21 protein-coding genes are annotated in these 25,340 nt (G+C 48.1%); 8 read left to right on the top strand and 13 right to left on the bottom strand.

All coding sequences use genetic code 11. The features are described 5' to 3' along the window. Positions 1-217 (bottom strand): MerR family transcriptional regulator (locus NO559_RS08335; protein WP_258331350.1); only part of this gene is annotated, 217 nt, incomplete at its 3' end. A 224-nt stretch (positions 218-441) separates the two neighbouring features. Between NO559_RS08335 and NO559_RS08330 the strand changes: the two genes are divergently transcribed. The 3 genes from NO559_RS08330 (at position 442) to NO559_RS17030 (ending at position 5,067) form a co-directional block, all read left to right on the top strand. After that, positions 442-1,584: an efflux RND transporter periplasmic adaptor subunit gene (locus NO559_RS08330; protein WP_258331349.1), complete on the top strand. Its 1,143-nt coding sequence runs from the start codon at positions 442-444 to the stop codon at positions 1,582-1,584. Positions 1,585-1,601: 17 nt separating this feature from the next. Beyond that, a complete protein-coding gene (locus NO559_RS08325; RefSeq protein ID WP_258331348.1) occupies positions 1,602-4,682 on the top strand; it encodes an efflux RND transporter permease subunit in 3,081 nt (1,026 codons plus the stop codon). Between the two features lie 91 nt (positions 4,683-4,773). Beyond that, complete coding sequence (locus tag NO559_RS17030) at positions 4,774-5,067, top strand: efflux RND transporter permease subunit (protein WP_375542737.1); 294 nt, start codon at positions 4,774-4,776, stop codon at positions 5,065-5,067. 70 nt (positions 5,068-5,137) lie between these two features. Here NO559_RS17030 and NO559_RS08315 read toward each other — a convergent pair whose 3' ends face one another. Further along, a complete protein-coding gene (locus NO559_RS08315) occupies positions 5,138-5,581 on the bottom strand; it encodes a DUF411 domain-containing protein (RefSeq protein WP_258331346.1) in 444 nt (147 codons plus the stop codon). A gap of 431 nt (positions 5,582-6,012) precedes the next feature. Between NO559_RS08315 and NO559_RS08310 the strand changes: the two genes are divergently transcribed. From NO559_RS08310 to NO559_RS08290, 5 genes are all read left to right on the top strand, one after another. After that, positions 6,013-6,906 carry a cation transporter gene (locus tag NO559_RS08310; protein ID WP_258331354.1) on the top strand — a complete coding sequence of 298 codons (894 nt, stop codon included), beginning with the start codon at positions 6,013-6,015 and terminating at the stop codon, positions 6,904-6,906. 18 nt (positions 6,907-6,924) lie between these two features. Next, positions 6,925-7,614: a class I SAM-dependent methyltransferase gene (locus tag NO559_RS08305; RefSeq protein ID WP_258331345.1), complete on the top strand. Its 690-nt coding sequence runs from the start codon at positions 6,925-6,927 to the stop codon at positions 7,612-7,614. 497 nt (positions 7,615-8,111) lie between these two features. Continuing rightward, positions 8,112-9,494 (top strand): TolC family protein, encoded by a 1,383-nt coding sequence (locus tag NO559_RS08300; RefSeq protein WP_258331344.1) that lies wholly within the window; start codon positions 8,112-8,114, stop codon positions 9,492-9,494. A gap of 75 nt (positions 9,495-9,569) precedes the next feature. Beyond that, positions 9,570-10,472 (top strand): efflux RND transporter periplasmic adaptor subunit, encoded by a 903-nt coding sequence (locus tag NO559_RS08295; RefSeq protein WP_258331343.1) that lies wholly within the window; start codon positions 9,570-9,572, stop codon positions 10,470-10,472. A gap of 10 nt (positions 10,473-10,482) precedes the next feature. Continuing rightward, the gene (locus NO559_RS08290; protein WP_258331342.1) at positions 10,483-13,608 is read left to right on the top strand and encodes an efflux RND transporter permease subunit; all 3,126 of its coding nucleotides are present in this window, start codon (positions 10,483-10,485) and stop codon (positions 13,606-13,608) included. A gap of 83 nt (positions 13,609-13,691) precedes the next feature. On the opposite strand, the gene traD is transcribed toward NO559_RS08290, so the two are convergent. The 11 genes from traD to NO559_RS08235 form a co-directional block, all read right to left on the bottom strand. Continuing rightward, complete coding sequence (gene traD, locus NO559_RS08285) at positions 13,692-15,038, bottom strand: conjugative transfer system coupling protein TraD (protein ID WP_258331341.1); 1,347 nt, start codon at positions 15,036-15,038, stop codon at positions 13,692-13,694. Further along, a complete protein-coding gene (locus tag NO559_RS08280) occupies positions 15,035-15,460 on the bottom strand; it encodes an integrating conjugative element protein (protein ID WP_258331340.1) in 426 nt (141 codons plus the stop codon). The genes traD and NO559_RS08280 overlap by 4 nt, the downstream gene beginning before the upstream one ends. A gap of 68 nt (positions 15,461-15,528) precedes the next feature. Further along, complete coding sequence (locus NO559_RS08275; RefSeq protein WP_258331339.1) at positions 15,529-16,095, bottom strand: transglycosylase SLT domain-containing protein; 567 nt, start codon at positions 16,093-16,095, stop codon at positions 15,529-15,531. Continuing rightward, positions 16,092-16,922 (bottom strand): TIGR03759 family integrating conjugative element protein, encoded by an 831-nt coding sequence (locus tag NO559_RS08270; RefSeq protein ID WP_096910816.1) that lies wholly within the window; start codon positions 16,920-16,922, stop codon positions 16,092-16,094. The genes NO559_RS08275 and NO559_RS08270 overlap by 4 nt, the downstream gene beginning before the upstream one ends. Beyond that, positions 16,919-17,710, bottom strand: coding sequence for a FimV/HubP family polar landmark protein (locus tag NO559_RS08265; RefSeq protein ID WP_258331338.1), 792 nt, complete (start codon positions 17,708-17,710; stop codon positions 16,919-16,921). Before NO559_RS08265 ends, NO559_RS08270 begins: the two co-directional genes overlap by 4 nt. A 209-nt stretch (positions 17,711-17,919) precedes the next feature. Then, positions 17,920-18,264 carry a hypothetical protein gene (locus NO559_RS08260; RefSeq protein ID WP_204995684.1) on the bottom strand — a complete coding sequence of 115 codons (345 nt, stop codon included), beginning with the start codon at positions 18,262-18,264 and terminating at the stop codon, positions 17,920-17,922. Positions 18,265-18,624: 360 nt separating this feature from the next. Continuing rightward, positions 18,625-19,491 (bottom strand): phage integrase N-terminal domain-containing protein, encoded by an 867-nt coding sequence (locus NO559_RS08255; RefSeq protein ID WP_204995685.1) that lies wholly within the window; start codon positions 19,489-19,491, stop codon positions 18,625-18,627. Positions 19,492-20,329: 838 nt separating this feature from the next. Next, complete coding sequence (locus NO559_RS08250; protein WP_258331337.1) at positions 20,330-21,178, bottom strand: cation diffusion facilitator family transporter; 849 nt, start codon at positions 21,176-21,178, stop codon at positions 20,330-20,332. A 4-nt stretch (positions 21,179-21,182) separates the two neighbouring features. Next, the gene (locus NO559_RS08245; protein ID WP_258331336.1) at positions 21,183-21,605 is read right to left on the bottom strand and encodes an MgtC/SapB family protein; all 423 of its coding nucleotides are present in this window, start codon (positions 21,603-21,605) and stop codon (positions 21,183-21,185) included. A gap of 245 nt (positions 21,606-21,850) precedes the next feature. After that, positions 21,851-22,132, bottom strand: a complete 282-nt coding sequence (locus NO559_RS08240) for a hypothetical protein (RefSeq protein WP_258331335.1) — start codon at positions 22,130-22,132, stop codon at positions 21,851-21,853. A 95-nt stretch (positions 22,133-22,227) separates the two neighbouring features. After that, positions 22,228-25,338, bottom strand: a complete 3,111-nt coding sequence (locus tag NO559_RS08235) for an efflux RND transporter permease subunit (RefSeq protein WP_258331334.1) — start codon at positions 25,336-25,338, stop codon at positions 22,228-22,230. Between the last annotated feature and the right edge of the window lie 2 nt (positions 25,339-25,340).

Here is a 25,340-nt window from a genome sequence, read left to right as displayed (position 1 = left end):
GCGATTGGTTTAGTTCGATCAACTGACGAACCTCTGATAAAGCAAGGTCAAGGCTACGGCAGTGTTTAATAAACATAAGTTGTTCAACAGCTGAGGCATCATACAGACGAAAATTTCCTTCACTGCGCGTTTTCGATTTAAGCAGCTTCTCTTTTTCATAATAGCGAATTGTCTGTACAGAACACCCGGTCAATTTGGCTAGCTCACCAATTTTCATCATTTCCTCCAACGCTTGACTCTATAGCAACCATAGAGTTTACACTATAGATACCAAGCCAAACAAGGGATACAAAAGAGCGGCTCATCCGATATTTTAACTACAATTCAACGGCGCTGATTGTGAAAGCTCATTAAGAGGAGCGAATTAAGGAAATGGCAACGTAATTTAATTACGGCTCAATTTAACTGGATTAACTTAATCTGGCCTACATGGGAATATTGATGCGTATTATCAAACCTATTATTTTAATTGTAGCTTTCACTGCTTTTCTGAATGGATGCTCCGAGAATACCGAACAATTGCCACCCCCAATCCCGAGCGTGAAAACTTTTACAGTAGGCGAATTGACAAAAGGACATGCTCGGCGTTTATCGGGTTATTTATCAGCGAGCGAAGAAGCGGTGCTTAGTTTTCCTGTAGGTGGAACTCTGAATTCGGTTCTTGTGGTTCCGGGTGACGAAGTAAAAAAAGGACAAATTCTGGCTCGTTTGAATAGCCGTCCGTTCGAACTGGCGTTACAGGATGCACAAGCAAAATTGCAGGCAAGTCGCGCCCGCCTTCAAGAAGTCGAACAGCGTTACAAACGTATAAAAAACCTGGCAAACTCGAAATTCATATCTGTGTCTGAGCTCAACCTGGCTGAGGCTGAACTTAGCTCAGCTCGGGCGCATGTGGCGTCGGCACAGAGTCAATTGGAGGATGCTGAGCAAAACGTGCTAAATGCAGTAATGTTGGCTCCCTTTTCCGGATCAATTTCTCAACGAACTGTTGACCCCTTTGAAGAGATTAAAGCGGGTGACCGAGCTCTGATCATCAGCTCACAAGATCAACTACAAGTAGAGGTGCTAATACCGGAAACACTGATTCAATATGTGGAATTTGGACAGAAGGTGATCATCGATTTCCCTGCACTAAAAGGAATTAGTACTGATGGAATGATTACTGAAATTGCATCAAAGGTAGCTGGCACCGCTTATCCGGTGAAAGTTCGGTTGATGAACTCACCACCTGAATTGCGAGAGGGTATGAGTGCAGCGGTCACCTTTAACTTTCAGCAGGCTGATCCGGAATCGGAAACTTATATGATTCCCATATCGGCACTAAATTTAAGCTTCATTACCGCTGAAACTGGCCAGCAGGAATCAGCAACCATTGATCGTCGTAATGTGCCGTTATTGGTATTCAATCCCGAAACATCGCAACTAGAAAAACGCGAAGTAATGATTGGAGAGTTACGAGGAAATCAACTGGAGGTGTATAGCGGCTTACAGGAAGGTGAGCAAATTGTAACTGGAGGGGTGGCGATGTTGCGAGACGGTATGACCGTGCGTGTATGGACCCCTGAAATGGGGCTGGCACGTTAGCGTGCGTTGATAATGTGATGCACAAACTAACGCAATTCGCGATCGAAAATTCCCGCTTTACAATTTTATGGCTGCTGGCAATTTTTGTAGGAGGTATAGCTACATATCAAAACCAGCCGCGCCAGGAAGATCCCCAAGTGACTCTGCGAGTCGGTAATGTAGTTGCCCAGTTTCCCGGTTTATCACCGGAGCGGATGGAGCAACTAGTGACCAAACCGATAGAAGCTGCAATTAAGCAGATTCCAGAAATAGAGACTATCGATACCGTTACCATGACGGGCCTGACCATTGTTACGCCGAGGATTGCGCCCAACCACTCAGAGCTTGAGCCCATCTGGGCAGAGTTGCGCGTAAAAATGGACGATCTGATTCGGCACCTGCCTAAAGGAGTTCACGGCCCATTTGTTAATGACGATTTTGGTCAGGTTGCGGTAGCAACGCTGGCGTTGACGGGTGGCGATTATACTATGGTCGAGCTGTATGAAATCGCCACTGATTTAAATGATGAGCTATCGTCCCTGCCCCTTGTGTCTAAGGTGAAGCTTTATGGCATCCAAGATGAGCGAATCTGGGTAGAACTTAATCCTGAGTTTTTGGAACAAGTTGGCTTAAGTGTCGGTGATGTCTCAACCACTATCAACGCTCAGAATTTGGTGCTACCTGGCGGGACCGTTAGTGCCGACAACCAACGCATTGTCATTGAACCTTCTGGCGACTTTAACTCACTATCAGAATTGGAAAATCTACCGCTGAAAACTCCTGCAGGTGGTCTGGTGTACCTACAGGATATTGCTGTGATTCATCGCGCCTATGTTGATCCTCCAGAAACGCTGGCTTTTTATAATGGTAAGTCAGCCATTGTTCTTGGCGTTTCGATGACCAATGGTTCAAACGTTGTTGCCATGGGTAAACAGTTGGTTGACGAACTTTTGCTGATCCGACAGCGCCTACCCGTGGGTATGGACTTAGATGTAGCCGTTTTTCAACCTGACCTGGTAGAGACATCGGTAAATAGCGCATTCAACAATCTACTTCAAACCATGCTGGTGGTATTGATGGTAGTGCTGCTGTTTCTTGGATGGCGTGCAGGTTTGATTGTTGGGCTTATGGTGCCATTGACTATATTAGCAACATTAACGGGTATGTCTTTCACAGAAATTGAACTGCACCGTGTATCTATTGCAGCCATTATTGTTTCACTGGGTCTACTTGTCGACAACAGTGTAGTAATCATAGAAGACATTCGTCGCAGGCTCGACTTGGGCGAAGGGCCTTTACCGGCAGTATTGCAGGCACCAAAAACGCTAGCGTTGCCTTTGCTGACCAGTTCACTGACAACCGTGTTAGCCTTTGTGCCTTTATTACTCATATCTGATGCGATCGGTGAGTTTTTGCGTTCTCTTGGTCAGGTAGTCACTTTGGCATTACTTCTATCTTGGCTGATATCTGTTACCGTTGCACCAGCATTGTATTACTGGTTTTTAACTGGAAAGGCAAAGACAACAAGAACACCATCGATAGCAGCATCCTCCATTTCTGGCAATGACTCGAACTATCGATTTTATCGGTACTGTCTCGAGTTCATTTTGCAACATCGACTTGCATTTATTTTGGCTTTATTGGGGGCTCTGATCATATCATTATCAATGTTCAGCTTGGTAAAGCAGAGATCATTAGGGCCATCGGAACGCAATCAGTTTTCAGTTTATCTAGACCTACCTGCCGGTTATGATATTACCGCCACAAAAGAGTCCGCAGAGACTCTAATGCGCTATTTACTCAACAAAAGTTACAATCCAGAAGTAACCGATGTGGTTGGCTACGTGGGTACTGGTGGGCCGCGTTTTTTTCTAGCGTTAAGCCCTAATGATCCGCAGCCGAACAAAGCCTTTTTTGTGGTCAATACGGCGAGTTATCAACAGGTTGACACAGTAATGAAGCGCGCACAACAGTATATTGTTGAGGGGTTGCCGCTGGCGACCGGTCGTGCTGAATTGCTTTTTTTGGGTACGGCCCCACTAGGAACAGTGGAGTACCGAATTAGTGGCCCGGAAATTGGGACATTGCGACAGCTTGGGCAGCAGGTGAGCAACGCATTTTATGAAATCGATAGCATCCAAGCAGTACGCAATGACTGGGAAAATCCAGTCTTGAAAATACGCGTCGAGATTGATCAGGACCGCGCACGTCATTCAGGCGTCACCAGCGAAGTGATTGCTCGTACTTTATCGGGTTACTACGATGGTGAAGCGGTGACGGTATTTCGAGAACGAGAAAAAAACATCCCGATAATAATGCGGGCACAACCCAACATGCGAGATACCATTGATGGATTGCGCACAGTAGAAGTACCCTCTAGCAATGGCACATTCATACCATTGATGCAATTTGCTGATTTCTCCGGTTCTATCGAACCAAGTAAAATTGTTCGCCACAATCAGGAGCGAACCCTAACCATTGCAGCCAAACACCCTAAACTGACAGCGGTAGAGTTGAATGCGTTAATGCAAGAAAAACTTACCAGTCTCGCACTGCCTGCCGGATATACGATCGAATTAGATGGAGAAATCAAAGGCGCAGAGAAGTCCAGAGCTGCGTTGTTTCAATATGCGCCACAGGCACTATTTGGCGTTTTCGTTTTACTGATATTACAGTTCGGTTCATTTCGCCGGGTAGGTATTATTCTATCAGCTATCCCGTTGATTCTGATAGGCGCCATATGGGGGCTACTTGTCTTCGAAGCCTATTTTGATTTCACTGGCATGCTGGGACTGTTCAGCCTTGCCGGTATTCTAATTAACAATGGCATTGTGTTGATTGATCTAATCGATAAGAAGCGCAAAGATATACCCGATGTTGACCAGGCAGTTATTGCTGCGGCGATAGAGCGAGCCAGACCCATTATCATGACCACGCTTACGACTATTGTCGGGTTGGTTCCACTAGCATTGTTTGGCGGTGAATTTTGGTACGGCATGGCTATTGTCATCATGTGTGGCTTGGGGTGTGGCACGCTGTTGACATTGGGCTATGTACCCGTGATATACAGCCTATTATTCAACAAAAACATACGACTATCAGCGCAGCCACAACCATAAGCACAGTGAAAGGCTGAAACTAAGTGACGCGATCAGAACATTGATTGTAGCAATTGCTACAAAGCGTCCCACTATAAATACGAAAGTGGCCATGGGCGCTGCCCAGCGTACCCGCCCCATGCTGATGACAGGGCTGGCGTTGTCGATTTTGCTAATTCCCATTCTGGTGAGTGATGGCACCGGTGCGGATGTGATGAAACGCATCGCCGCGCCAATGGTGGGCGGCACTGCATCGGCAATGGTAGCGGTACTGCTGGTGTTTCCGGCCTTATTTGTCCTGTGGAAGTCGCCGGCAGTTAACTCGGCGAGATTCATTCTCTTGGAGCCTAGCACAACATCGAGGGCCAACCCTTGCAAGCTGCAGTTACACCCAACCACAGGCTGATTGCAAGTGTCTGAAGCACTTAAGCAACCGAGTAGCTCAGTGCCGGGGGGACTCCCGCAGGACACCGACATCAATGCTTCACAAAGATGTCGATACTACCGGCTTCATCAAAGCTCATCACGTTGTAGGGTTCTTTGGTACTGCCACGCTCCATACCGGGTGTGCCAATGGGCATGCCCGGTACGGCAATGCCTTTGATCTCAGGCTGAAATAAGAGCAGGCGTTTTATGTCTCTGTGCGTGATGTGTCCTTCAATCACATAGTCGCCAATCACCGCCGTATGGCAGGCAGCAACCTCAGGCGGAACGCCAAGTCGACGCTTGTGCGCGTAGACATCTCGGGTATTCACAACGGTGACTGCATAATCGTGTTCTTGCAGGTATCTTATCCACTTGTCACAGCAGCGACAGTCCGGGTTTTTGTAGACCGTAATCTCGTTGGGCAGCAGCGCCGCAGCCTGGAGACTGGATGTGATGTTGAAGGTGAGCACCACCACGATAATCAGGAATCTCATCTATGTCTCCGGCACAGTGATTATGGCCTTTAGGGCTGTCTGTACTACAGTGTAATCTAAATGGCGAGCAAAAAATGTTAAGTAGCGCAAAGCGCTTTAAAATACTCCCTTTGATCCTGCCTCTCGGCTAGGTCCATCCCGGCGCGTCTATCGCGGGTTTTTTGCGAGCTGAAAAATGGCGACTACGGATGGATAATTGTCAATGGATGCGCATCGCACGGAATTTAAGATAGGCTTTCGTCTTCCCCTGAGTGACACGCTAGTCGCCCTAACACCGTGGGTAATCGTCATGATGTGAGGCAGCGTTAATGACCACAGACAACGCGACGAGAAAACCAAAGTACACCAAGGACGTCAGGCTCCATAGGGCTTGACTCTATAGCTACTATAGAGATTAAGCTAGACCCTACTGATAAAGCAAGGGTGTAATGATGACAAATTCGTGTAACGGCGGCTGTGAAAAATCGGCTAACGAGGAGGTGAGCTCGCCCTCTTTGCCCAGGGGCATGGGGGGCTTTGCCAGCGTACTGACCGTACCCCAGATGGATTGTCCCTCGGAAGAGCGGATGATCCGTCTGGCTGTAGAGGCCATCGACCCCGCAGTGGCCCTAGAGTTTGATACCCCGAATCGCAAGCTCACGGTGTTTTATGGGGGCAATTTTGCACCCATTCAGGCCGCTATCGAAAATCTTGGACTGGGGGCAACCGTAGATGATACGCGACCCATTGATGGGGAGGACTTCTCAGCAGCGGTCACCTCCGCGCAGGCAACCAACAGCAAGGAAGCTGGCGTCCTCAAGTGGCTATTAGCGATCAATGCCCTCATGTTTGGGGTAGAAATCAGCATCGGTTGGGTTGCACAGTCGACTGGATTAATTGCCGATTCACTGGATATGTTTGCCGATGCAGCCGTCTACGGCCTAGCACTGTATGCCGTGGGGCATAGTGCTCAAATGAAGCTGCGTGCCGCGCACTTTGCAGGCTGGTTACAGATGCTGCTTGCACTGGGTGCGTTGAGTGAAGTTATCCGGCGATTTTTGTTTGGCAGTGAACCGGAGTCGATGCTCATGATGAGCTTTGGCTGCGTGGCACTGGCGGCCAACACCCTGTGCCTGGTGCTCATTGCCAAACAAAAGGACAGCGGAGCCCACATGAAGGCCAGTTGGATTTTTTCAGCCAACGATGTGATTGCTAATCTTGGGGTTATCGGGGCTGGTTTATTAGTTGCATTGACTGGTTCACGCTACCCGGATCTGGTGATTGGTTTTCTAATCGGCTTGATCGTGCTGAATGGCGCACGCCGCATTTTACAGCTGAAGTCTTAACGGTGAATCTTTGAGCCTATGAAATCATACAGCCAACAACCCTATATACCCGCATTGAAATATCACGCGCTAACACGCTTTTATGACTTAGTAGTGCGGCTGACCACCCGTGAAGGAATGTTTAAAAATAAATTGGTTGAACTAGCGGCCCCTCAAGCTGGGGAGCATGTTCTCGATGTTGGCTGTGGCACCGGCACATTGACCTATCTACTCGCAGAACGCGAGCAAAAGCTTCGTATCAAGGGGTTGGACGCCGATCCAGTGCAGCTTGAGCGGGCGAATAGCAAAGTGGCTGCCATTGGCAGTCAAATTAGTTTCCAGCAAGGGTATGCACAACAGCTACCGGATAACGCACAGACTTTCGATATCGTTGTTTCGAGCCTGTTCTTTCATCATTTGACAACCCACCAAAAACGCGAAGCCTTGGCCGAAATTCTTCGTGTCCTTAAACCGGGAGGCCGGCTGCATATCGCGGATTGGGGAAAGCCGTCATCGCGTATCCAACGACTCATGTTTTTCATCGTTCAACTACTGGACGGTTTTGAAACGACACGCGACAGCGTTAAAGGTACATTACCAAACCATATGAAAGAAACCGGATTCACTGATGTAGAAAATAGTAGATTTGTACCCACATTCTTGGGAACCGTTCGACTTTTTCAAGCAAAAAAACCATCAAAACAACCAAATACAGCACAATTAAACTAAAATGAGCAATTGAAAATTGAACACCTCCAGTACAATAACTCTGTTTCCCGTAATCAGGACAGTATAGACTTGTTAGCTATGTTGCGACCCGTCATCCTATATTTGTTTGTTTTTTCGTTACTCTTTATGGGTATCGAAGGCGCAGTGGATTCTGTGGATGGAGAGCATCCTCTCGGGGAGAAATATGCACATATTTTAGATAGCAGTGATTCTCTTTCGCCAGACGTAGATGACATGACAACCGCTGCCAGCATTGTTGTCACGGTCACTGCATCAACATCTCAGGGCATCTCACCATCATGAACTGTGATATGACCGACCAGAGATTTTCAGCTTACGACCCTCACACCCTCAATTTCGCACAGGCACCACCGACTCCTCCTCCCATCGTATAAGCCATTTCTGATACTTATCAGCGCGCAGCTATTACTGTAAACCATTACCGGTAACAGGCTAATCACTGTGCACGATCGTTCATTAAAATCGGATTTTGATTTATGCAAACGCGAAATATTGTCGCTACTTTATTATCGGGTAGCTCATCCATTTTCAGCAGGGCGGAATCTACGGAACCGCCCAAGGCTGTGCGCTCTACAAGCGCTGGATTTAATAGAATCAGCTTTAAAAAGCTGGTATTTATCGGTCTGATTGTAGGCGGACAACTGCCTCTTGCTCAGGCTCAAGCCACAAACAGTACCCTCACGCTAAACGCCGCACTGAAGCGTACTCTAGAACAGAACCCTTCCCTCAAGGTTTTTGACTTTCGTAACACAGCGCTAACTGGGCAGTTGGAAACGGCAAATTTAAAACCGGCTTATGAACTTGGTTTGGAAGCAGAAAATTTTGCGGGCTCCGACGAACTCAGCGGCTTTGATGGTGCTGAACTAACCATTTCGCTCTCTTCCGTACTGGAATTGGGCGATAAGCGCGCTGCGCGCAGGGGCATCGTTTCTAATAGTCGCTCCGTTCTCGATGCACAGAGACAGGTGGAATCACTGGAATTGCTGGGTGAAGTAACCCGGCGCTATGTGGATGTACTCGCTGCACAAGAGCAGGTATCCCTGGCGAAAGAAGCAAGTGAGCTTTCTAACCAGACTCTAAACATCGTAAAAGAACGCGCTAAAGCAGGCGCAACACCAGATGCCGAAGTAAAACGCGCCCAGGCTGCGGCCTCGCAAGCACAACTCACACTACTCTCCACTCAACAGCAGCTCGCTTATCTGAAAGTGTCACTCGCGGCACTTTGGGGAGAAACGTCGCCAAAATTTGCAGCCATTGATGGTGATTTGTTCCACTTTGGTACGGATGTTAATTTTGACAGGCTCTATACCAAAATGAAAAATAACCCGGCTATCAAAGTCTTTGCAGCAGAAGAGCGTCTCAAAGAAGCGGAAGTACGTCTTGCCCGAACACAGTCGAAAGCTGACATTAACTGGTCGGTTGGTGTGCGCCGTTTTCAGGAAAATGACGATACAGCCCTGGTTGCAGGTTTTAGCATGCCGCTCTTTTCATCGAAAAGAAACTCCGGCGCGGTTTCTACTGCACTTGCTCAACGCAACGAAGTCTTTGTTCAAAAGGAAGTTTCATTACTCAACATGCACACGCAGTTATTTCGCGCATACCACAATAGAAAGCAGGCCATTCTTGCAGCCAGGGAGCTTCAAAACTCTATTATTCCTGCGTTAGAAGAAGCGCTCAAAGAAATACAGGCGGCGTACCAACGTGGCCGTTACGGCTATCTTGAATATGTTTCCGCCAGACAGGAATTGCTCAGTGCCAAGCGCACCCTGATCGAATCCGCTTCATCCGCATTAATGTATGGAGCCGAAATCGAACAGCTCACAGCAGAGCCTTTGTCCACCTCGCAGTATGTATGGTGAAGCATTAACAAAGTAAACAAATTTTAACGCTATTTTATTGATTCGGCTTCAAGCTGATCTAACAGGTAATCGAAAATGAAAAACTATTTACTCATACTATCACTGCTACTTGGCGTTGTTTCGCCAATACAGAACATTCTGGCGGATGAAGACAACGACGGAGAAGAACATGAAGAGACGGCCAGTCATATCGATGACGACCTCTCTGAGAAAGTTGGCATTGTCACGACAATTGCATCACCAGGAACACTCAGTCAAACCATTACGGTTTATGGAGAACTAACACAAGCACCAGAAAACACTCATGAAATTTATGCGCGTTTTCCCGGTGTTATCAAGTCAGTGAATGTTTCGATTGGTGATACGGTAAAAGAAGGTGATCGGCTAGCAACAATAGAATCAAATGAAAGCCTAAAGGACTATCCGTTACATGCACCAGCAACCGGTCTGATTGTGCAACGTCAGGCGAACCCTGGAGAACTCACTCAAGAGCGACAATTATTTACCATCGTGAATTTAAACACTGCTTGGCTGGAGTTTCGCGTTTACCCCGCTCAACAAGAAAAGGTAAATAAAGGCCAAACTATTCTGGTCGTTATAAATGACCAATCCCTCGAAGCTCTTGTTACACATGTGATTCCAGCAGCAGACAAACCGTATGCCCTCGCTCGTGTAAAACTGAGCAACACCGATTTAAATTTATCACCAGGGCAATTTGCCAAGGGTAAAATCCATACACGTCAATTTGATGTTGCATTGACCGTGAAAAAAGAAGCTGTTCAGGAACTGGGGGGGCGATTTGGCGTATTTGTAAAAAATGACGAGAAGTATGAGTTCACCCCGTTAGTGTTAGGGAAATCGGACGATAACTTTTTTGAGGTACTTTCAGGTCTCGACAGCGGGGCTGAATACGTATCAGAAAACAGCTACTTAATTAAAGCGGATATTTTGAAATCCGAAGCCGAAGATAACGACTAGGAGACGCAACATGATTGAATCTATTTTGCGTCTCGCTATTGAGCGGCGCTATCTGTTTTTGAGCTTTATATTAGTAATTTTCGCTCTTGGAATTTGGAGCTATCAAAAGCTACCCATTGATGCAGTGCCTGATATTACCAATGTGCAAGTACAAATTAACACAACTGCACCTGGCTATTCGCCATTGGAAGCGGAGCAGCGTATTACCTATCCGGTCGAGACAGCTTTAGCGGGTTTACCTCGTCTCTCGCATACTCGCTCGCTTTCGCGTTACGGCTTATCTCAAGTTACTGTTGTTTTTGAAGAAGGTACGGACATCTACTTCGCACGCAACCTTATTAATGAACGTCTTGGTGCGATCAAAAGTGTACTACCACAGGGCCTGGAGCCAGAAATGGGACCAATATCCACGGGGCTTGGCGAAATTTTTATGTACACAATTCAAGCCAACCCAGATGCACGCATGACTAATGGAAAACCTTACACGGCAACAGCTTTACGAGAAATTCAGGATTGGATTATTAAGCCACAACTTGCACAAGTAAAAGGTGTTATCGAGGTAAATAGTATCGGCGGTTACAACAAGCAATATCATGTTACGCCTATTCCAGAAAAGCTTTTGTATCACGAAGTAAGTTTCAATGACATTGCTAATGCATTAAGGGCAAATAACGAAAACCGTGGCGCAGGTTATATTGAGAAAAATGGCCAGCAATTATTGGTTCGTGCTCCAGGGCAACTAGCGACTATTGAAGAAATTCTAGATGTCATCATCAAGCAGAACGACGGGATTCCAGTGAAAATTCATGACATCGCCGAAGTCGCTATTGGCAAAGAACTTCGCACTGGTGCCGCGACGCGTGATGGCGTGGAGACCGTACTGGGCACTGCCATGATGCTAATTGGCGCAAATTCCCGAACGGTTGCTCGAGATGTCGCACTAAAACTCGAAGATATTCAGATATCACTACCAGAAGGAGTGGTCGCAGAGCCTGTGTATAACCGCACAACGCTGGTCGACAAAGCCATTGCAACAGTCACTAAAAATCTTGTTGAAGGCGCATTATTAGTCATTGTTGTGTTGTTTTTACTACTTGGCAATCTCCGTGCAGCGTTAATTACCGCTGCTGTGATACCGCTATCTATGTTGATGACAATAACAGGGATGGTTAAGACGGGTGTTTCCGCTAATTTAATGAGCCTTGGTGCACTTGATTTTGGGTTAATAGTTGATGGTGCCGTCATTATTGTTGAAAACGCCGTTCGTCGGCTTGCGGAATCACAAAAACAGAATGGGGGTATTCAGGCATTACGCGAGCGGTTGAATATAGTTTTTGAAGCAACGTCGGAGGTAATAAGACTCAGTTTATTCGGTGTGGCAATTATTACGGTTGTGTACATCCCCATCTTTACGCTTACCGGCGTCGAAGGCAAGATGTTTCACCCCATGGCCGCAACCGTGGTGATGGCGTTAATTTCCGCCATGGTTTTGTCTCTAACACTTGTACCTGCTGCTGTCGCGGTATTCATGAACGGAAGAATCAGCGAGAAAGAAAATGCGGTGTTGTCTGCTACCAAAAGGTTCTACCGTCCAGCATTGCTCTTGGCCTTTAAATTCCGTTACTTAGTTGTATCATTTGCAGCAATGCTTGTCGCATTTAGCCTCTGGCTGGCGACGACATTAGGTTCTGAGTTTGTTCCGCAACTGAATGAGGGCGATATTGCGCTTCAGGCTTTACGGATACCCGGCACAGGTTTGGAGCAATCCGTTGAGATGCAAGAAATCCTGGAAAAACGCATTAAAAGCTTTCCTGAAGTGGACAAGGTTTTTTCGCGAATTGGAACACCTGAAGTGGCCACCGACCCTATGCCACCCAGCATTGCCGATATTTTTGTCATTCTTAAACCTCGAGATCTATGGAGTGACCCTTCAAAATCAAAGAGTGAATTAGTTGAAGAAATGGAAGAGGCTTTGGAAAGAATTCCGGGTAATAACTATGAATTTACTCAACCCATTCAGATGCGATTTAACGAACTTATCTCGGGTGTTCGGGCAGATCTCGGAATAAAAATATTTGGCGATGATTTAGATCAGTTGATGTTTACCGCTAATGATATTTTGCAGATTGTTAACTCAATCGAAGGTGCGGCTGACGCCCGTATGGAGCAAGTAGAAGGATTACCCTCATTATCCGTTATACCAAAAAGAGAAACGCTCGGTCGTTACGGCCTCAACGTCATTCAACTGCAAGATTGGATTGCTACAGCGATTGGAGGCGAGTCCGCAGGTATTCTATATGAAGGTGATCGCCGTTTTGAGCTGATTGTTCGTTTACCCGAAATGCTTAGGCGAGATATAGAGGGACTCATGTCCTTACCTGTTCCACTCCCCAATGGTGACTATATCCCTCTTGAAGAAGTTGCTACGTTGAATATTCAACCTTCACCCGCACAAATCAGTAGGGAAAATGGTAAGCGGCGCGTAGTAGTGACGGCAAATGTACGTGGTCGCGATTTGGGCAGTTTCGTGAACGACGTTAAAAATAGAATTCAACAGGAAGCAAAGATTCCACCAGGGTATTGGCTTGATTATGGCGGAACCTTTGAGCAGCTTGAATCGGCTAGCCAGCGCTTAGCCATAGTGGTTCCCATTACACTCCTCGTGATTTTAGGAATTTTGGTGATGGCCTTTGGCTCGCTCAAAGATGCGTTAATTATTTTTACTGGCGTACCTTTAGCACTAACCGGTGGTGTTCTCTCTCTATGGTTGCGGGATATGCCACTGTCGATTTCGGCAGGCGTTGGTTTTATTGCCCTATCTGGAGTCGCCGTGCTCAACGGTTTAGTGATGCTGGCCTTTATTCGTGACCTCTGGCATGAAAAAGGAGATCTTCTAACATCAGTTGTTGATGGTGCGTTAATTCGATTGCGTCCGGTATTAATGACGGCATTGGTCGCCAGCCTCGGTTTTATACCTATGGCACTCAATACGGGGACTGGTGCTGAAGTACAGCGACCTCTGGCAACTGTCGTGATAGGGGGGATTATTTCGTCGACGTTGCTAACACTTTTTGTATTGCCCGTGCTGTACCACTGGGTACATCGTCATAGCAAGCAAGGTGTCGAAGCCGGATAAACTTGAGAGCACACCCTCCTTTTTGAGGGTGTGCTAATTTTCTCGTTGGCCCAAAAATCTATAGGGAGCTGTAAATGCCTTCCCTACTTCGTCGACCCTAAACCATCAGCAACAGTAAACACCGCTTCCAACTCGGAGCAATGCTGAGACTTCATAATCTCAGCACGCTGTTGCTTCTCGTGCTTTTCAGTCATGGCAAGTGCCAGGGCTAACGGTGGCGGCACGTTTCTGAACAAGCATTGCAGGTTGTCAGATAGCACAACGCCCTCGGTATAGTTTCCAGGCTCTTTTCTTGCCGCGCGAAGCATACCCTTCTGCTCCTCAGGGTCTTTGCCCTGATCGATCCTTGGCAACGACTTTATGTTGATACTGTCTTGCAGCTCCCCCAGCTCATCCTGCCAATCCTCCGGGCCATGCTCTGCCAGCCAATGACGGCCATACAGAATCAACAGAGCATCGATATCGGTGATATAGCGACGAATTTTGAGGTAATCCGGTGTTTCACCCATCGCCACCAGCGCCACGGCAATGACATTGATGAATTGCCAGGCGAATTCTTTAAACGCACTGGCCTCACCTTCACCCGGCAACTGGCTGGCGATTCGCGTCGCGACCTCTGTAATCCGCGAAAAAGAACCAATGGCGTTGTACCGGGCACTCAGTTCGGGATAGCCCAGATGAAAGATAATGAGCTGACGCCCTGCTTTCTGGGCTTCGACATAGATGCGCTTTAGATAATCGGCATCTCCTTTCGGGTCTAACACGATGACACAGTTGTTGCCGCGTCGAATATCCTGGGTGGTCAGCACTTCGGCCAGCCGGGTTTTGCCATGGCGAGTTCGGGCGATCACCACCATATGTCCGACCCGGTCACTGAGCGGCATTGTGGCATTGGTTTCCCCTCTGATCCCGACGCCGTGTATGACGGCATCGCCCCCAATGGCTGGCGGGGGACGGACGGGATTCAGAGGGGAATCTAGTGCAGTCCATCGCATGATCGTTCGCAATAGGGGCGTATGCTCCCATTCGATCTCTTTGCGACGAACCCATTGTTTGATGGCGCTGGGCTGCAGATAACGTTCAGCGCGTTTATCGCGGGCAGCGTAGAGTCGTTCGGTGTGTGTCTGGTTCCAGCGAAAACCCCGCCCTAAGAACAATACCGATTGACTCACCGGCACTTGAGAAGAAGACATGACATAGCGTGGGCTGCGCTTGAGATGGCGCTGATATTGAATCACTCGCCAGGCCTGGCGACCGCGCCACACGCCGACCCCACTCAAACACCCGGCGCTGAACAAAGCAACCGATGGCGTCATCATCAAAGTGTGTGGTGCAGCTAGCACGATCCCTGCACAACTCAGCGCCACTATCGCCGAAGACAGTTCGACTGGAGGGCGTAATAACACCTCGACTTCATACCGGTCGGTCACTGCTCCCAACCCTCCTTTGATAGCAATATCGGGTAGTGGCTCAAACCCAACTTAGTGGCGAAACCTTCGGCTGAAGCGGGCACCAGACGAAGCCCTTCCGCGATAGTCAAAACCGCCTCAATCTCCTGGCGATCCCTCGCCTCAATCAATAGGCCAACGGCTCCGATACGGATAAGCAGCTCACGCTTTTCAGCCAACCAGTCTCGCGATTTCTGATCAGACCCCACCAAAAACAAGGGCCGCTGCAAGTAGCGCAATGCTTTTGGGGTGACTGTGACCTTACCCGGCTGCATTGAAGGTGTGGTGATCGGCAGCTTGAACGGCAATTGGCGATTCGCGTCCTGAGCAGTGGGCTTTTCTTGTGGCGCTCGTTTCGGCAGATAGGGCTCAAGCGGTAAGGTATCGCCTGAGTCATAAATCACGGTTAGTGGTTCTCTGGCGTGAGCCCCTAAACACAACAACAGGCACAGCAGTCCGAATAGCCCTCGCATTAGAACCACTCCCGCCAATACTGCCTTACACGCTCTCGGTAACGCTGAGCGCTGTCGAGCGATTCCGCGTCCTGGCCGGGGTCGTGGTAGCGCGCTACCGCCTCCCACCAGTCATTAGTCTGCTCAAACTGCTCGTACAGAATCGTGGCTCCAGCACTGAGGTTCTTAATAGGCACCAGCGATTCGTCAATCGTGGCAAACCGTTGCCCGTGCCAACGCCAGTTAACTTGCATCAACCCGATATCAACTGACTGCCTATTTCGGATAGCCTGGGAAACTCGGTGAATTGCATCTTGCTGGGATTCGCAAAAGACGCTTTGGCCATCGATATTCAACGCCCAGGGCCACGGTACCCGCTCACCGCGATAATGCGTACCACTTTCTGCCATTGCTATCGCATAGAGAATATCGACAGGGACTTGATGACTCTTGGCAACTATCAAATAGGCCACTGGCACGTCCTCCAATGCGACCGCCGCCACTGATTGCATCAATGTCACCCCGGCGATCCATTTTTTCACTAAACAAGGTTTAACCAAACATGACCTCATCAAATAAGGATTCATAACCCTAAACTCTCCCTGCTCAACTGAAAGAAACGTCCATTACGTTTTAAGAAGATCGGCATAGCATCTGCCGTTGAAACCGTGGATTGACTCTTCAATCGCTGTAGTAACCCATCATCACGGTTCAAAGTGAGATGCCCCCCATCGAACCAGGCTGTTTTTATAGCGTGGGCATTCGCCCATGCTCTAACAGCCTCATCATCTTGAGCATCGCGAACGTACACATCGACACCGCTTTGTTGAGCACTCGACAGCAACCCCATTAATCGGTTAATAACCGGCAAACACTCACGGCAATTTGGCGGTACAAAAAGAAGCAGACGGTCACCATCAACAAAGCGTTTTTGCGCTAATCGCTTCGCGTCCTTCATTGCAGACTTCTGTTGTTGGTGCGCAAAGTAAGGAGCCAACAAGCGGTGATCTAACATCTTTGCATTGGGGAACAGACGTTCGAAGGCAGCGCGGTAGGCTTGTTGAAATCTCAACGTGCGCCCGGTTAAATCAAATTCCTGTTGCGCATACAGCTCGGCGTAACGCTGTTCTTCCTGCGGAGACTCTGCAAACATCCCAAGTGCTAACAATGGATCAAGGTCGGGATTCCATTTTCCTAATGGGCCACGCATTAAATCGAGATAACGCTGATACTCTTCTTGATCTAATCCCCACCGTTTCGCCAAGGTCTGTAATTCAATCGTTCGGCTGATCGGCGTTTCAGCACCAGGGGTTTGTGATGTGTGTGTTAAAACCTCATTCGTATCCGCAATCGCTGCGCCGGAAATAGACAAAAGTAAAATCAACCCTATTGCTAAAGTACGCTGGTGATTCACGGTGTCACCTCACGCTGAATCCATAGACGGTAGTGCTCGTCAACGAGCTGACTGGCTTCAAATGCGGTTGGCAATGTTTCAGGATTAACAGGCGGTAGTTTCAGCATCGCACCAGCTAATAGATGATTCATATTGTCATTGGCAAACGCATGGGGATTCGCATGAAAGAGGTAAACCAGAACCTGGTCTATTGTCATGCCTGGGAGATCGAGCTGGCTGGCGATGCGGCTTAAAATGTCACCCCGCTGCACAGGACCGTAGCTTTGACGATCTTGCTGCGCGGCTGAAAGTGCCCCCGGCTCTTTCGACGGCAATGAGTTTATTTCCTTCTGATCCAACCATTGTTGTTTGGCGATCTCCATCTCTTCAGCAGTAGCAAATTGACCAAACCCTTCACGCAACTGATAGCGCACTGAGCGCTTGACTGGATTGATTAGAGGTCGAAAGCTTTTCCCGCCCAAGGTGGTCAAAGCATCCATTAACGTCATTGATCCCAAATTTCGATGCGGTTCGGGAAGTGTCAAAACCAACAAAAGGTATTGTTCATCTGCCTCATGAGAGTCGTCTAATTGAAAACCATAGGGCTTCAACAGGTAGTCCAGCGACCCTCCTACCGTGGTAATTTGCTCAGGTACTCGGATATCAACGATGCTTTTCAGCAAGTCAGTTTGTGCGCTCTCCGGCCCCATAGGAACAGAAAGATAGCGACTCTCAAGGATACGACTATCCTCCGTATCCGTAGTGTCTGCCTGCACCGTTAATGGAAGAGCGAATATCATCGTCAGCATCGCCATCCACCTGCCAATCACTGTCTCTCGCATGAATACCACCATTCATCCAATCGTTAAAAACGGTTACCAGATTAGTGATGGCAGCTTGCTAGTGGCAGCGAAAAGCTTTCATGGACAAAAGAAAGAATAGGATTGATCGATTTTCAAGGAGTGAGGGAGAAGTGGAAATGATAAAGGCCTGACGGGAGCCAGACCTTTATCGTGGGTTACTGGGCAAAGGCCAGTTGATCATTAACTTCTAGTCGCATAGCCGGTGTTGGCTGCCAGTGCTTCAGTACTACGAGGGTTTCCCACCGTACACTTGTGACACCTATCATCGACGTTTCTGTCAACTGACCTTGCAGCTGTGTTAACAACGCACGGGTACTGTAACTTTCTGAGATTGTGCCTTCGGCACTGATACTCAGGATATTTTCCTCAATGCCTATATCGATATAGCCTGCATCGACAAACTCGGTTTCTCGCAACTTGCTGAGAACGGATCGCACAACAGCATTATCGGCATCTGCTTTGAGTTTTACTGCACCTCGCATTTCCAGGTACTCCATCATCTTTCTCCTCATCGTTGAATGAACAAGAGAAATATGTCCCTACGGGAAATCATTTCTCCCGTAGGGGTGGTATAACTGGCTAACGTATCAGCAGTTGCTTGTAACGTTTTCGGGCCATACCGATTGATTGGCAGCGTAACTGCCGGGTACTATTGAGACTGCAATAGCCACAGTGTGATTCGTCATGAGGTTTCAGCGTCAAGGAGGAACGCAGGCATGAGCCGAGTAGTCCTTGATGCGATTGATCATTCTCACCCTCTCAAAGGGGTTGCAGTGCTGCTGCAACCCCTGCTACCGGCGAGGGCGGGAAGGCCCAGCGGCCAGGGCAGCGCCCGTTGAGCGTAACTCCTGAATGATTGCTTACCGCCCGAGATACACCGCCGTGATTTGCTCACGCTCATGACCGAGCTCCTGAGAAATCGCCCAGCGAGCCACCTGATCATTCGCGCGTTCTTCTTCAGTGAGTTCACTGCTAGATGGGCCACCACAGGCGGGTGCCTGCTTTCCGGTGAGTTCGTAATATCGCTCTTGCGCATAGCGGTGACGCAAACCATGCAACTTGGATAGCCCTGCCTTTTGCGTCTCACGTTCATAGAGGCGCATTTGCTGAACATACATCAGGTGGGATGGAATCAATGAACCTTTCCCGGCTACCAATCGTGCCCGCCGGAGAACATCCCGCTGCTCGTCGGTTCGAATAGGAATTTCTCGTGCCCGCCCTCCTTTACACCAGGTAGATTTCAAACGAATGTAGGTATTTCGGTCTGCGTAGTCCGGACTGAACTTAATTGCTTCTTCCCGCCTCAGGCCAAAGGCTTTTTGCAGTTCCAGGCTGATTCTTAAATGTGGATCGCTGATTTTTTCGAGCAGCTCCTGATCCAGGTCACGCGCTTTCGACACGTTAGTGACAAAGACCCGAGAGTCAATGCCGTAATAGGCATTGTCCTTAGCAACTACATTTTGCTTACCGATTTTTTCAGCCCACCAACGCAACGCTGCAAGACGATTTTTGATCGTACCGGGAGTCAGCCCTTCTTCGAGGTATTTGGTGACCAAAGCATCGACATGCTTAGGCTTGAGAGATTTCGCCTCCATTCGCCGATAGCCCAATTCATTAAGATGATTCGCCATCGTTTGTAACAACTGAAAGCGTTCAGCTTGTGTGGCGCGACTGCCATCTTGATTGCGCTGACATAAATCCTTTAATTGATAATTGAGATCTTTCACAGACAACTCCTCGTCGAGAATTAAAGCGTGTTCACATTCTCGAAAAAGAAGATATGCTGAGTCGTTAGTTAACCTTTCAAGGCCGAAGGAAATAATCTTCAAGTATTTATTGATGCATCAATCTAATGCCAATCAGCCGACAGCTAAGTATTACCGGCATTGAAGCAAAAAAATTGATCGTGCGTTATAGATAGCTTCGTTTGTGTCTAATCGTTCCGGTCAGGCTTGTTGTCCGTTCTTCGCCTAAGACGACTGTTCTGAACGGACAAATTGCCCTATGGAACAGACGTGCGACCGTTCAGAACAGTCGTCTTCAAGCTGGAACAGTGCGGTGTTAAAGTTTCGGTCAGTGTTTATGACTGTCCAGCCACCACAGTGGATGGAGAAGCAATCTCAAAATCAGATTGCTAACGTCACGGGACACCACTCCCACAAAACCTGAATAGCGGCATAACCAACAATGCCAATTCCCGGATGGGTACGACAGGGTTTCGTTTTCACGCTTTAGACAGTACTACTACTTTCATTTTTTCTTTTGCCAGGCATTTCTCCTTATTTATCTATACAACTAAGTGATAAGCCACTCATCGCGGTTGCGTGAATCAACTTGAAAAGCCCTTTCGAGCCGGTTTGCTATTGAGAGTGCAATAGCCACACATTGAGGTTTTAGTATCCATAAAGTGAAGAGAAAATACCCTGATAATGCTTTCGGCATGTCAGGAATATTTATAGAGATCAGTATTCATGGGGGTTAGCGATTTATCGTACCCCACGTCACTGCATTTGGTTGCAGTGACGTGGGCCTTAAGCCTCAGGAATAAACTCTCATATTCCTCACCTATATTTCTTCTATAGTGCAATGAGTAATTCCGAAATTCTGTTTTAATGCTGACCTAACCGCCGATTTAATGGTAGTTCGATCAGTACCCCTTAAAGATAAATGCCCTTCAAAAAACAACCTATTTTCATCCAGCTGCCAAACATGCACATGCTCTACCTGATCAACCCCTTCAATATCATTCAAAGTAGACTTGATGTCATTAATACTGACCCCCTCCGGGACCGCCTGCATGAGAATCAAAATGCATTTTTTTAGCAATACTATACCGTGATAAATGACGTAGACAGATATGGCTATCGTCGCAATAACATCCACGATATACAGCTGATAAAGAATAATCATGACACCGGCGACAATCACTGCAACAGAAGCCAGCGCATCGGATACGTTGTGAATAAACGCCGCTCGAATATTCATACTTTCCCTAGCCCCAGCAGAATAGGTTAGAAATGCCGTACCAATATCAATAACCAAGGCAATACCAGCCACCCAAAACACTATCCAACCATCAATAGGTGTCGGATTAAAGAATTTGTTAAAAGCTTCATAGATCAGATAAAGGCCAATGACAATTAACGTTGTGCTATTAATGAGAACACCCAGAATCTCAGCGCGCTTATAGCCATAGGTCATGCTCTCATTCGCATTCTTATTGCCTATTTTTCTAGCGATTACAGCAATGACTATTGCTCCTGCATCACTCAAATTATGCAAGGCATCTGCAACTAGTGACAAACTACCGGATAACACTCCCCCGACAACTTGAGCCACTGTTAGAAAAATATTGATTAAGACTGCGATGGATAGTTTCCGGTCTACCCCGTGCTCATGACTATGCATTCCCATTTTTCTATTCCTTTTGCTTTAATATAGGCAGGTGATGGAGCGCCAACAATCCAAACAGCAGTACTGCAGACAGCACCGGTAGTAGTAACATTTTGAAAGCAACAGCAAGGCCCACCGCAGCTGTTGCCCAAATCGTTGCGGCAGTAGTCAAGCCGCTTATCTTATCTTCAGACTTAAAAATAATACCAGCTCCGATAAAACCTATTCCTGATACCACCTGAGCCGCGATTCGGGTAGGATCAGGCGCATCAACATGCATGGACACCAATCCGAATGTACAAGCTCCCATAGAAATAGCTGCATAGGTTCGAATACCGGCGGAATTTTTATGTAACTCACGTTCCAGCCCAATCAATGCTCCTAAAAAACCTGCAAATAGTAATCTACCGGTCATACTAAATTCTAAAGCCCAATCCAGTTCAAACATTGAAGCTCCTTTAAAAGATAACCACCACTCCGCAGCTTGTTAAACGATTAATCCTGCTCGAGTTTTTCAGCTTGTAAACTAATTTTTTGATACACACCCAAGCCAATCATTAGAAATACCGAGGTAATAATTAAAATTGCTGGGTAAATCAACAAAGTAATGTCTGCTGTCCCAGCCTTCAAAATATAGATCAGGCCCTCAATCCCAACGACGATCGAAATTATAACCATGATTTTGGTGAGTGCTTACCTGGCCTCTTTAGGGGAATGCAATTTTTTACTACGAACAACTTCTTCTTCAATCATGTATTTAGCAACGTCCAGAATGGCCACCGAAATGACTATCGCACCTACAGAACTGAGCATCTTAGAGACAAAACCATCGCTCAGACCATCCACAGTTAATACATGAGCCAAAACTTCATAAACAGACCACCCCATAATAAGCAGAGCCATTAAAGTCAATGCAATGGCAGCGACAAAGTAAATAAATACAGAAATACGTTCAAATTTTTTATCTATACCCATTTCATTCCCCTTGGCCCAATACCGGGTTCAACTAAAAACCGCCGCCCCAAACCTTCGGGTGCGGCGGTATAGCCTCTATATGACGTAATTATCCGTTACACTTTTTCACGCGCATGCGCCAACCGATACAGGATAGGTAGCACAAACAAGGTCAGTATGGTTGACGATACAATACCGCCAATCACAACCGTTGCCAGCGGTCGTTGCACTTCTGCACCGGTACCTGTGTTGAGCGCCATAGGCACAAAGCCCAGACTGGCAACCAAAGCTGTCATCAGAACAGGGCGTAGTCGAATTAAAGCACCATCGATGACAGCCGAAGCCAGGTCGCCCCGCTCATGCCAAAGATCGCGGATAAATGCTAACATCACCAACCCGTTCAAAACGGCGACGCCAGACAGGGCGATAAATCCTACCCCGGCAGAAATCGACAAAGGCATATCCCGTAGCCAAAGTGAAATAACACCACCGGTCAGGGCCAGCGGAACGCCGGTAAAGATAATGGCTGCATCTTTAAACGAATTAAACGCCATCACCAATAAACCTAGAATAACAACCAAAGTAATTGGCACCACTATCGACAGACGCTGAGTGGCCGACTCCAGTTGCTCAAAGGTCCCACCGTAATCCAGCCAATAGCCAGCTGGTAGATCGACCTCTTGTGCAATACGGGTTTTAACCTCTGCAACAAAGGAACCGAGATCTCGTCCTCTCACATTGGTTGTGACCACAACGCGGCGCTTGCCGTTTTCACGGCTGATCTGGTTAGGTGCTGGTGCGATATCCAATGTCGCCACCTCAGAAAGCGGCACATAACCGCCATTGCGCAAGGGCACAGGCAGCTCGCTGAGTCCATCCAAGTCCCTGCGTATAGACTCAGGCAGACGAACGATCAATTCAAAGCGCCGGTCACCTTCAAAGATCAGTCCTGCTGGCTCACCACCGATCGCCGCTGCCACCAGGTCTTGCACCATCATCACATTCAGTCCATATCGGGCAATCGCCAAGCGTTTGGGCACCACCGACAGCATGGGTAGACCGGATACCTGTTCTACTCTCGCATCGGCTGCCCCCGGCATGGATTTGATCACGGTTAAAATCTCTTCAGCTGATACCTCCAGCTGCTCAAGATCATCGCCAAACACTTTAATCCCCAAATCGGCACGCACACCAGAAATCAGTTCATTGAATCGCATCTGGATTGGCTGTGTGAACTCATAGTTGTTACCCGGCAATTGTTTAACCGCCTCCTCAATCTCCCTGACCAACTCCGTCTGAGTCATCGTCGGATCGGGCCATTGATCGCGCGGCTTCAGCATCACAAAGTTGTCGGCTACATTGGGCGGCATGGGATCGGTAGCCACTTCAGGAGTGCCAATTTTGGCAAACACCTTATCCACCTGAGGGAACTCCATAATCCGCTCCTCCAGCTGAAATTGCATACTGACAGCCTGCTCCAGGCCAGTACCGGGTATACGCATAGCGTGCAGAGCAATATCACCTTCCTTAAGTTGCGGGATAAACTCAGAGCCCAGTGTTGTTGACAACCAACCGCTGAGAACTACCAGCGACAACGCCGCTGATAACACCCACCAACGCAGTTTCATCGCTCCTTTTAATGCCGGCTCATATACGGATTTAGCCGCGCTAACAACACGGTTTTCCTTTTCACTGATATTACCCGTCATAAACACGGCAATGGCTGCAGGTACAAGCGTCAGCGATAGCACCAAAGCCGCCAGCAGTGCCATGACTACTGTTGCCGCCATAGGGTGGAACATTTTCCCTTCTACACCTGTGAGGGAAAATAGTGGTATATACACTACCGTGATAATCATTACACCGAACAGGCTAGGCCGGATGACCTCATTAGTCGCTTCAAACACCAACTGCAAGCGCTCTTTCAACGGCTGCTTACCACCGTTACTGCGCTGCGCTTCAGCCAAACGGCGAATCGCGTTCTCAACAATGATCACCGCCCCGTCCACGATCAGGCCAAAGTCCAGCGCACCCAGGCTCATCAGGTTCGCCGACACGCCAGCTTTAACCATGCCTGTGATAGTCGCCAGCATCGCTAGCGGAATCACTGCGGCTGTAATCAATGCCGCACGGATATTACCCAGCAACAAGAACAACACCGCGATAACCAGTAACGCCCCTTCCACCAGGTTTTTCTGCACGGTACCAATGGCTTTATCCACTAGCACGGTGCGGTCATACACAGTGTCCAACTTGATACCGTCAGGAAGAGTTTTCTGTATCAGCTCCAACCGCTCAGCAACTGCAAGGGCAACAGTCCGGGAGTTTTCACCCACTAACATCATAGCGGTACCCAGTACGGTTTCTTTGCCATCGCGGGTAGCAGCTCCGGTGCGTAATTCCTTGCCGATTGCTACACCGGCAACGTCAGCAATTTTTACAGGCACACCGTCAATGTCTTTGATGACGACTTGCTCGATATCGACAATCGCCTGTAGCTGCCCCGGCGAACGCACCAACAACTGCTGGCCGTTGCGTTCAACATAACCGGCTCCACGGTTGCTGTTATTGTTGCGAAGGGCATCACCAATGTCGTCCAACGATACACCAAAAGCCAACATCGCCTGTGGTCTGGGCGTAACATGGTATTGCTTATCATAACCACCGATGGTGTTGATCTCGGTAATGCCTGGCACAAGTGCCAGCTGCGGCTTGATAATCCAGTCCTGAATTTCCCGCAATGCCGTGGCATCGTAGGGGCTACCGTTGGCCTGTACCGCACCAGGTTCAGCCTCAACCGTGTAGGAAAATATCTCGCCCAAGCCGGTCGCGATAGGCCCCATCGATGGCTCAAGGCCTGGCGGCAATGAACTCTTGATAACGCCCAGCCTCTCATTAATCAGATTGCGGGCAAAATACAGGTCGGTTCCTTCTTCAAACACCACCGTGACTTGCGACAAACCATAACGGGATAGGGAGCGAGTATAAGAAAGATTGGGGATACCCGCCAAAGCAGTCTCAACCGGATAGGTAATACGTTGCTCAGATTCCAGCGGGGAATACCCAGGCGCTTCAGTGTTAATCTGCACCTGGACATTGGTGATATCGGGTACTGCATCGATGGGTAACTGTTGGTAGCTCCAAATACCAGAACCTAACAGCACCAGTATCAGGGATAGTATTAGCCAACGCCTCTCGATCGAGAGGCGCAAAATTGATTCAATCATGA

Origin of the sequence: Dasania sp. GY-MA-18, assembly GCF_024734385.1 — a bacterium.
Taxonomy (GTDB): Bacteria; Pseudomonadota; Gammaproteobacteria; order Pseudomonadales; family Dasaniaceae; genus Dasania; species Dasania phycosphaerae.
The sequence above is the reverse complement of the archived record's forward strand: the minus strand, read 5'-3'. Positions and strand labels throughout refer to the sequence as shown.

Bases quoted from the DNA above. Each gene is read 5' to 3' on its own strand.
- NO559_RS08260 (WP_204995684.1), bottom strand. From the start codon at position 18,264: ATGATGGAGTACCTGGAAATGCGAGGTGCAGTAAAACTCAAAGCAGAT.
- NO559_RS08275 (WP_258331339.1), bottom strand. From the start codon at position 16,095: ATGAATCCTTATTTGATGAGGTCATGTTTGGTTAAACCTTGTTTAGTG.
- NO559_RS08305 (WP_258331345.1), top strand. From the start codon at position 6,925: ATGAAATCATACAGCCAACAACCCTATATACCCGCATTGAAATATCAC.
- NO559_RS17030 (WP_375542737.1), top strand. From the start codon at position 4,774: ATGGGCGCTGCCCAGCGTACCCGCCCCATGCTGATGACAGGGCTGGCG.
- NO559_RS08290 (WP_258331342.1), top strand. From the start codon at position 10,483: ATGATTGAATCTATTTTGCGTCTCGCTATTGAGCGGCGCTATCTGTTT.
- NO559_RS08265 (WP_258331338.1), bottom strand. From the start codon at position 17,710: ATGCTGACGATGATATTCGCTCTTCCATTAACGGTGCAGGCAGACACT.
- NO559_RS08325 (WP_258331348.1), top strand. From the start codon at position 1,602: ATGCACAAACTAACGCAATTCGCGATCGAAAATTCCCGCTTTACAATT.
- NO559_RS08235 (WP_258331334.1), bottom strand. From the start codon at position 25,338: ATGATTGAATCAATTTTGCGCCTCTCGATCGAGAGGCGTTGGCTAATA.
- NO559_RS08295 (WP_258331343.1), top strand. From the start codon at position 9,570: ATGAAAAACTATTTACTCATACTATCACTGCTACTTGGCGTTGTTTCG.
- NO559_RS08310 (WP_258331354.1), top strand. From the start codon at position 6,013: ATGACAAATTCGTGTAACGGCGGCTGTGAAAAATCGGCTAACGAGGAG.
- NO559_RS08300 (WP_258331344.1), top strand. From the start codon at position 8,112: ATGCAAACGCGAAATATTGTCGCTACTTTATTATCGGGTAGCTCATCC.
- NO559_RS08250 (WP_258331337.1), bottom strand. From the start codon at position 21,178: ATGGGAATGCATAGTCATGAGCACGGGGTAGACCGGAAACTATCCATC.
- NO559_RS08315 (WP_258331346.1), bottom strand. From the start codon at position 5,581: ATGAGATTCCTGATTATCGTGGTGGTGCTCACCTTCAACATCACATCC.
- NO559_RS08245 (WP_258331336.1), bottom strand. From the start codon at position 21,605: ATGTTTGAACTGGATTGGGCTTTAGAATTTAGTATGACCGGTAGATTA.
- NO559_RS08240 (WP_258331335.1), bottom strand. From the start codon at position 22,132: ATGGGTATAGATAAAAAATTTGAACGTATTTCTGTATTTATTTACTTT.
- NO559_RS08330 (WP_258331349.1), top strand. From the start codon at position 442: ATGCGTATTATCAAACCTATTATTTTAATTGTAGCTTTCACTGCTTTT.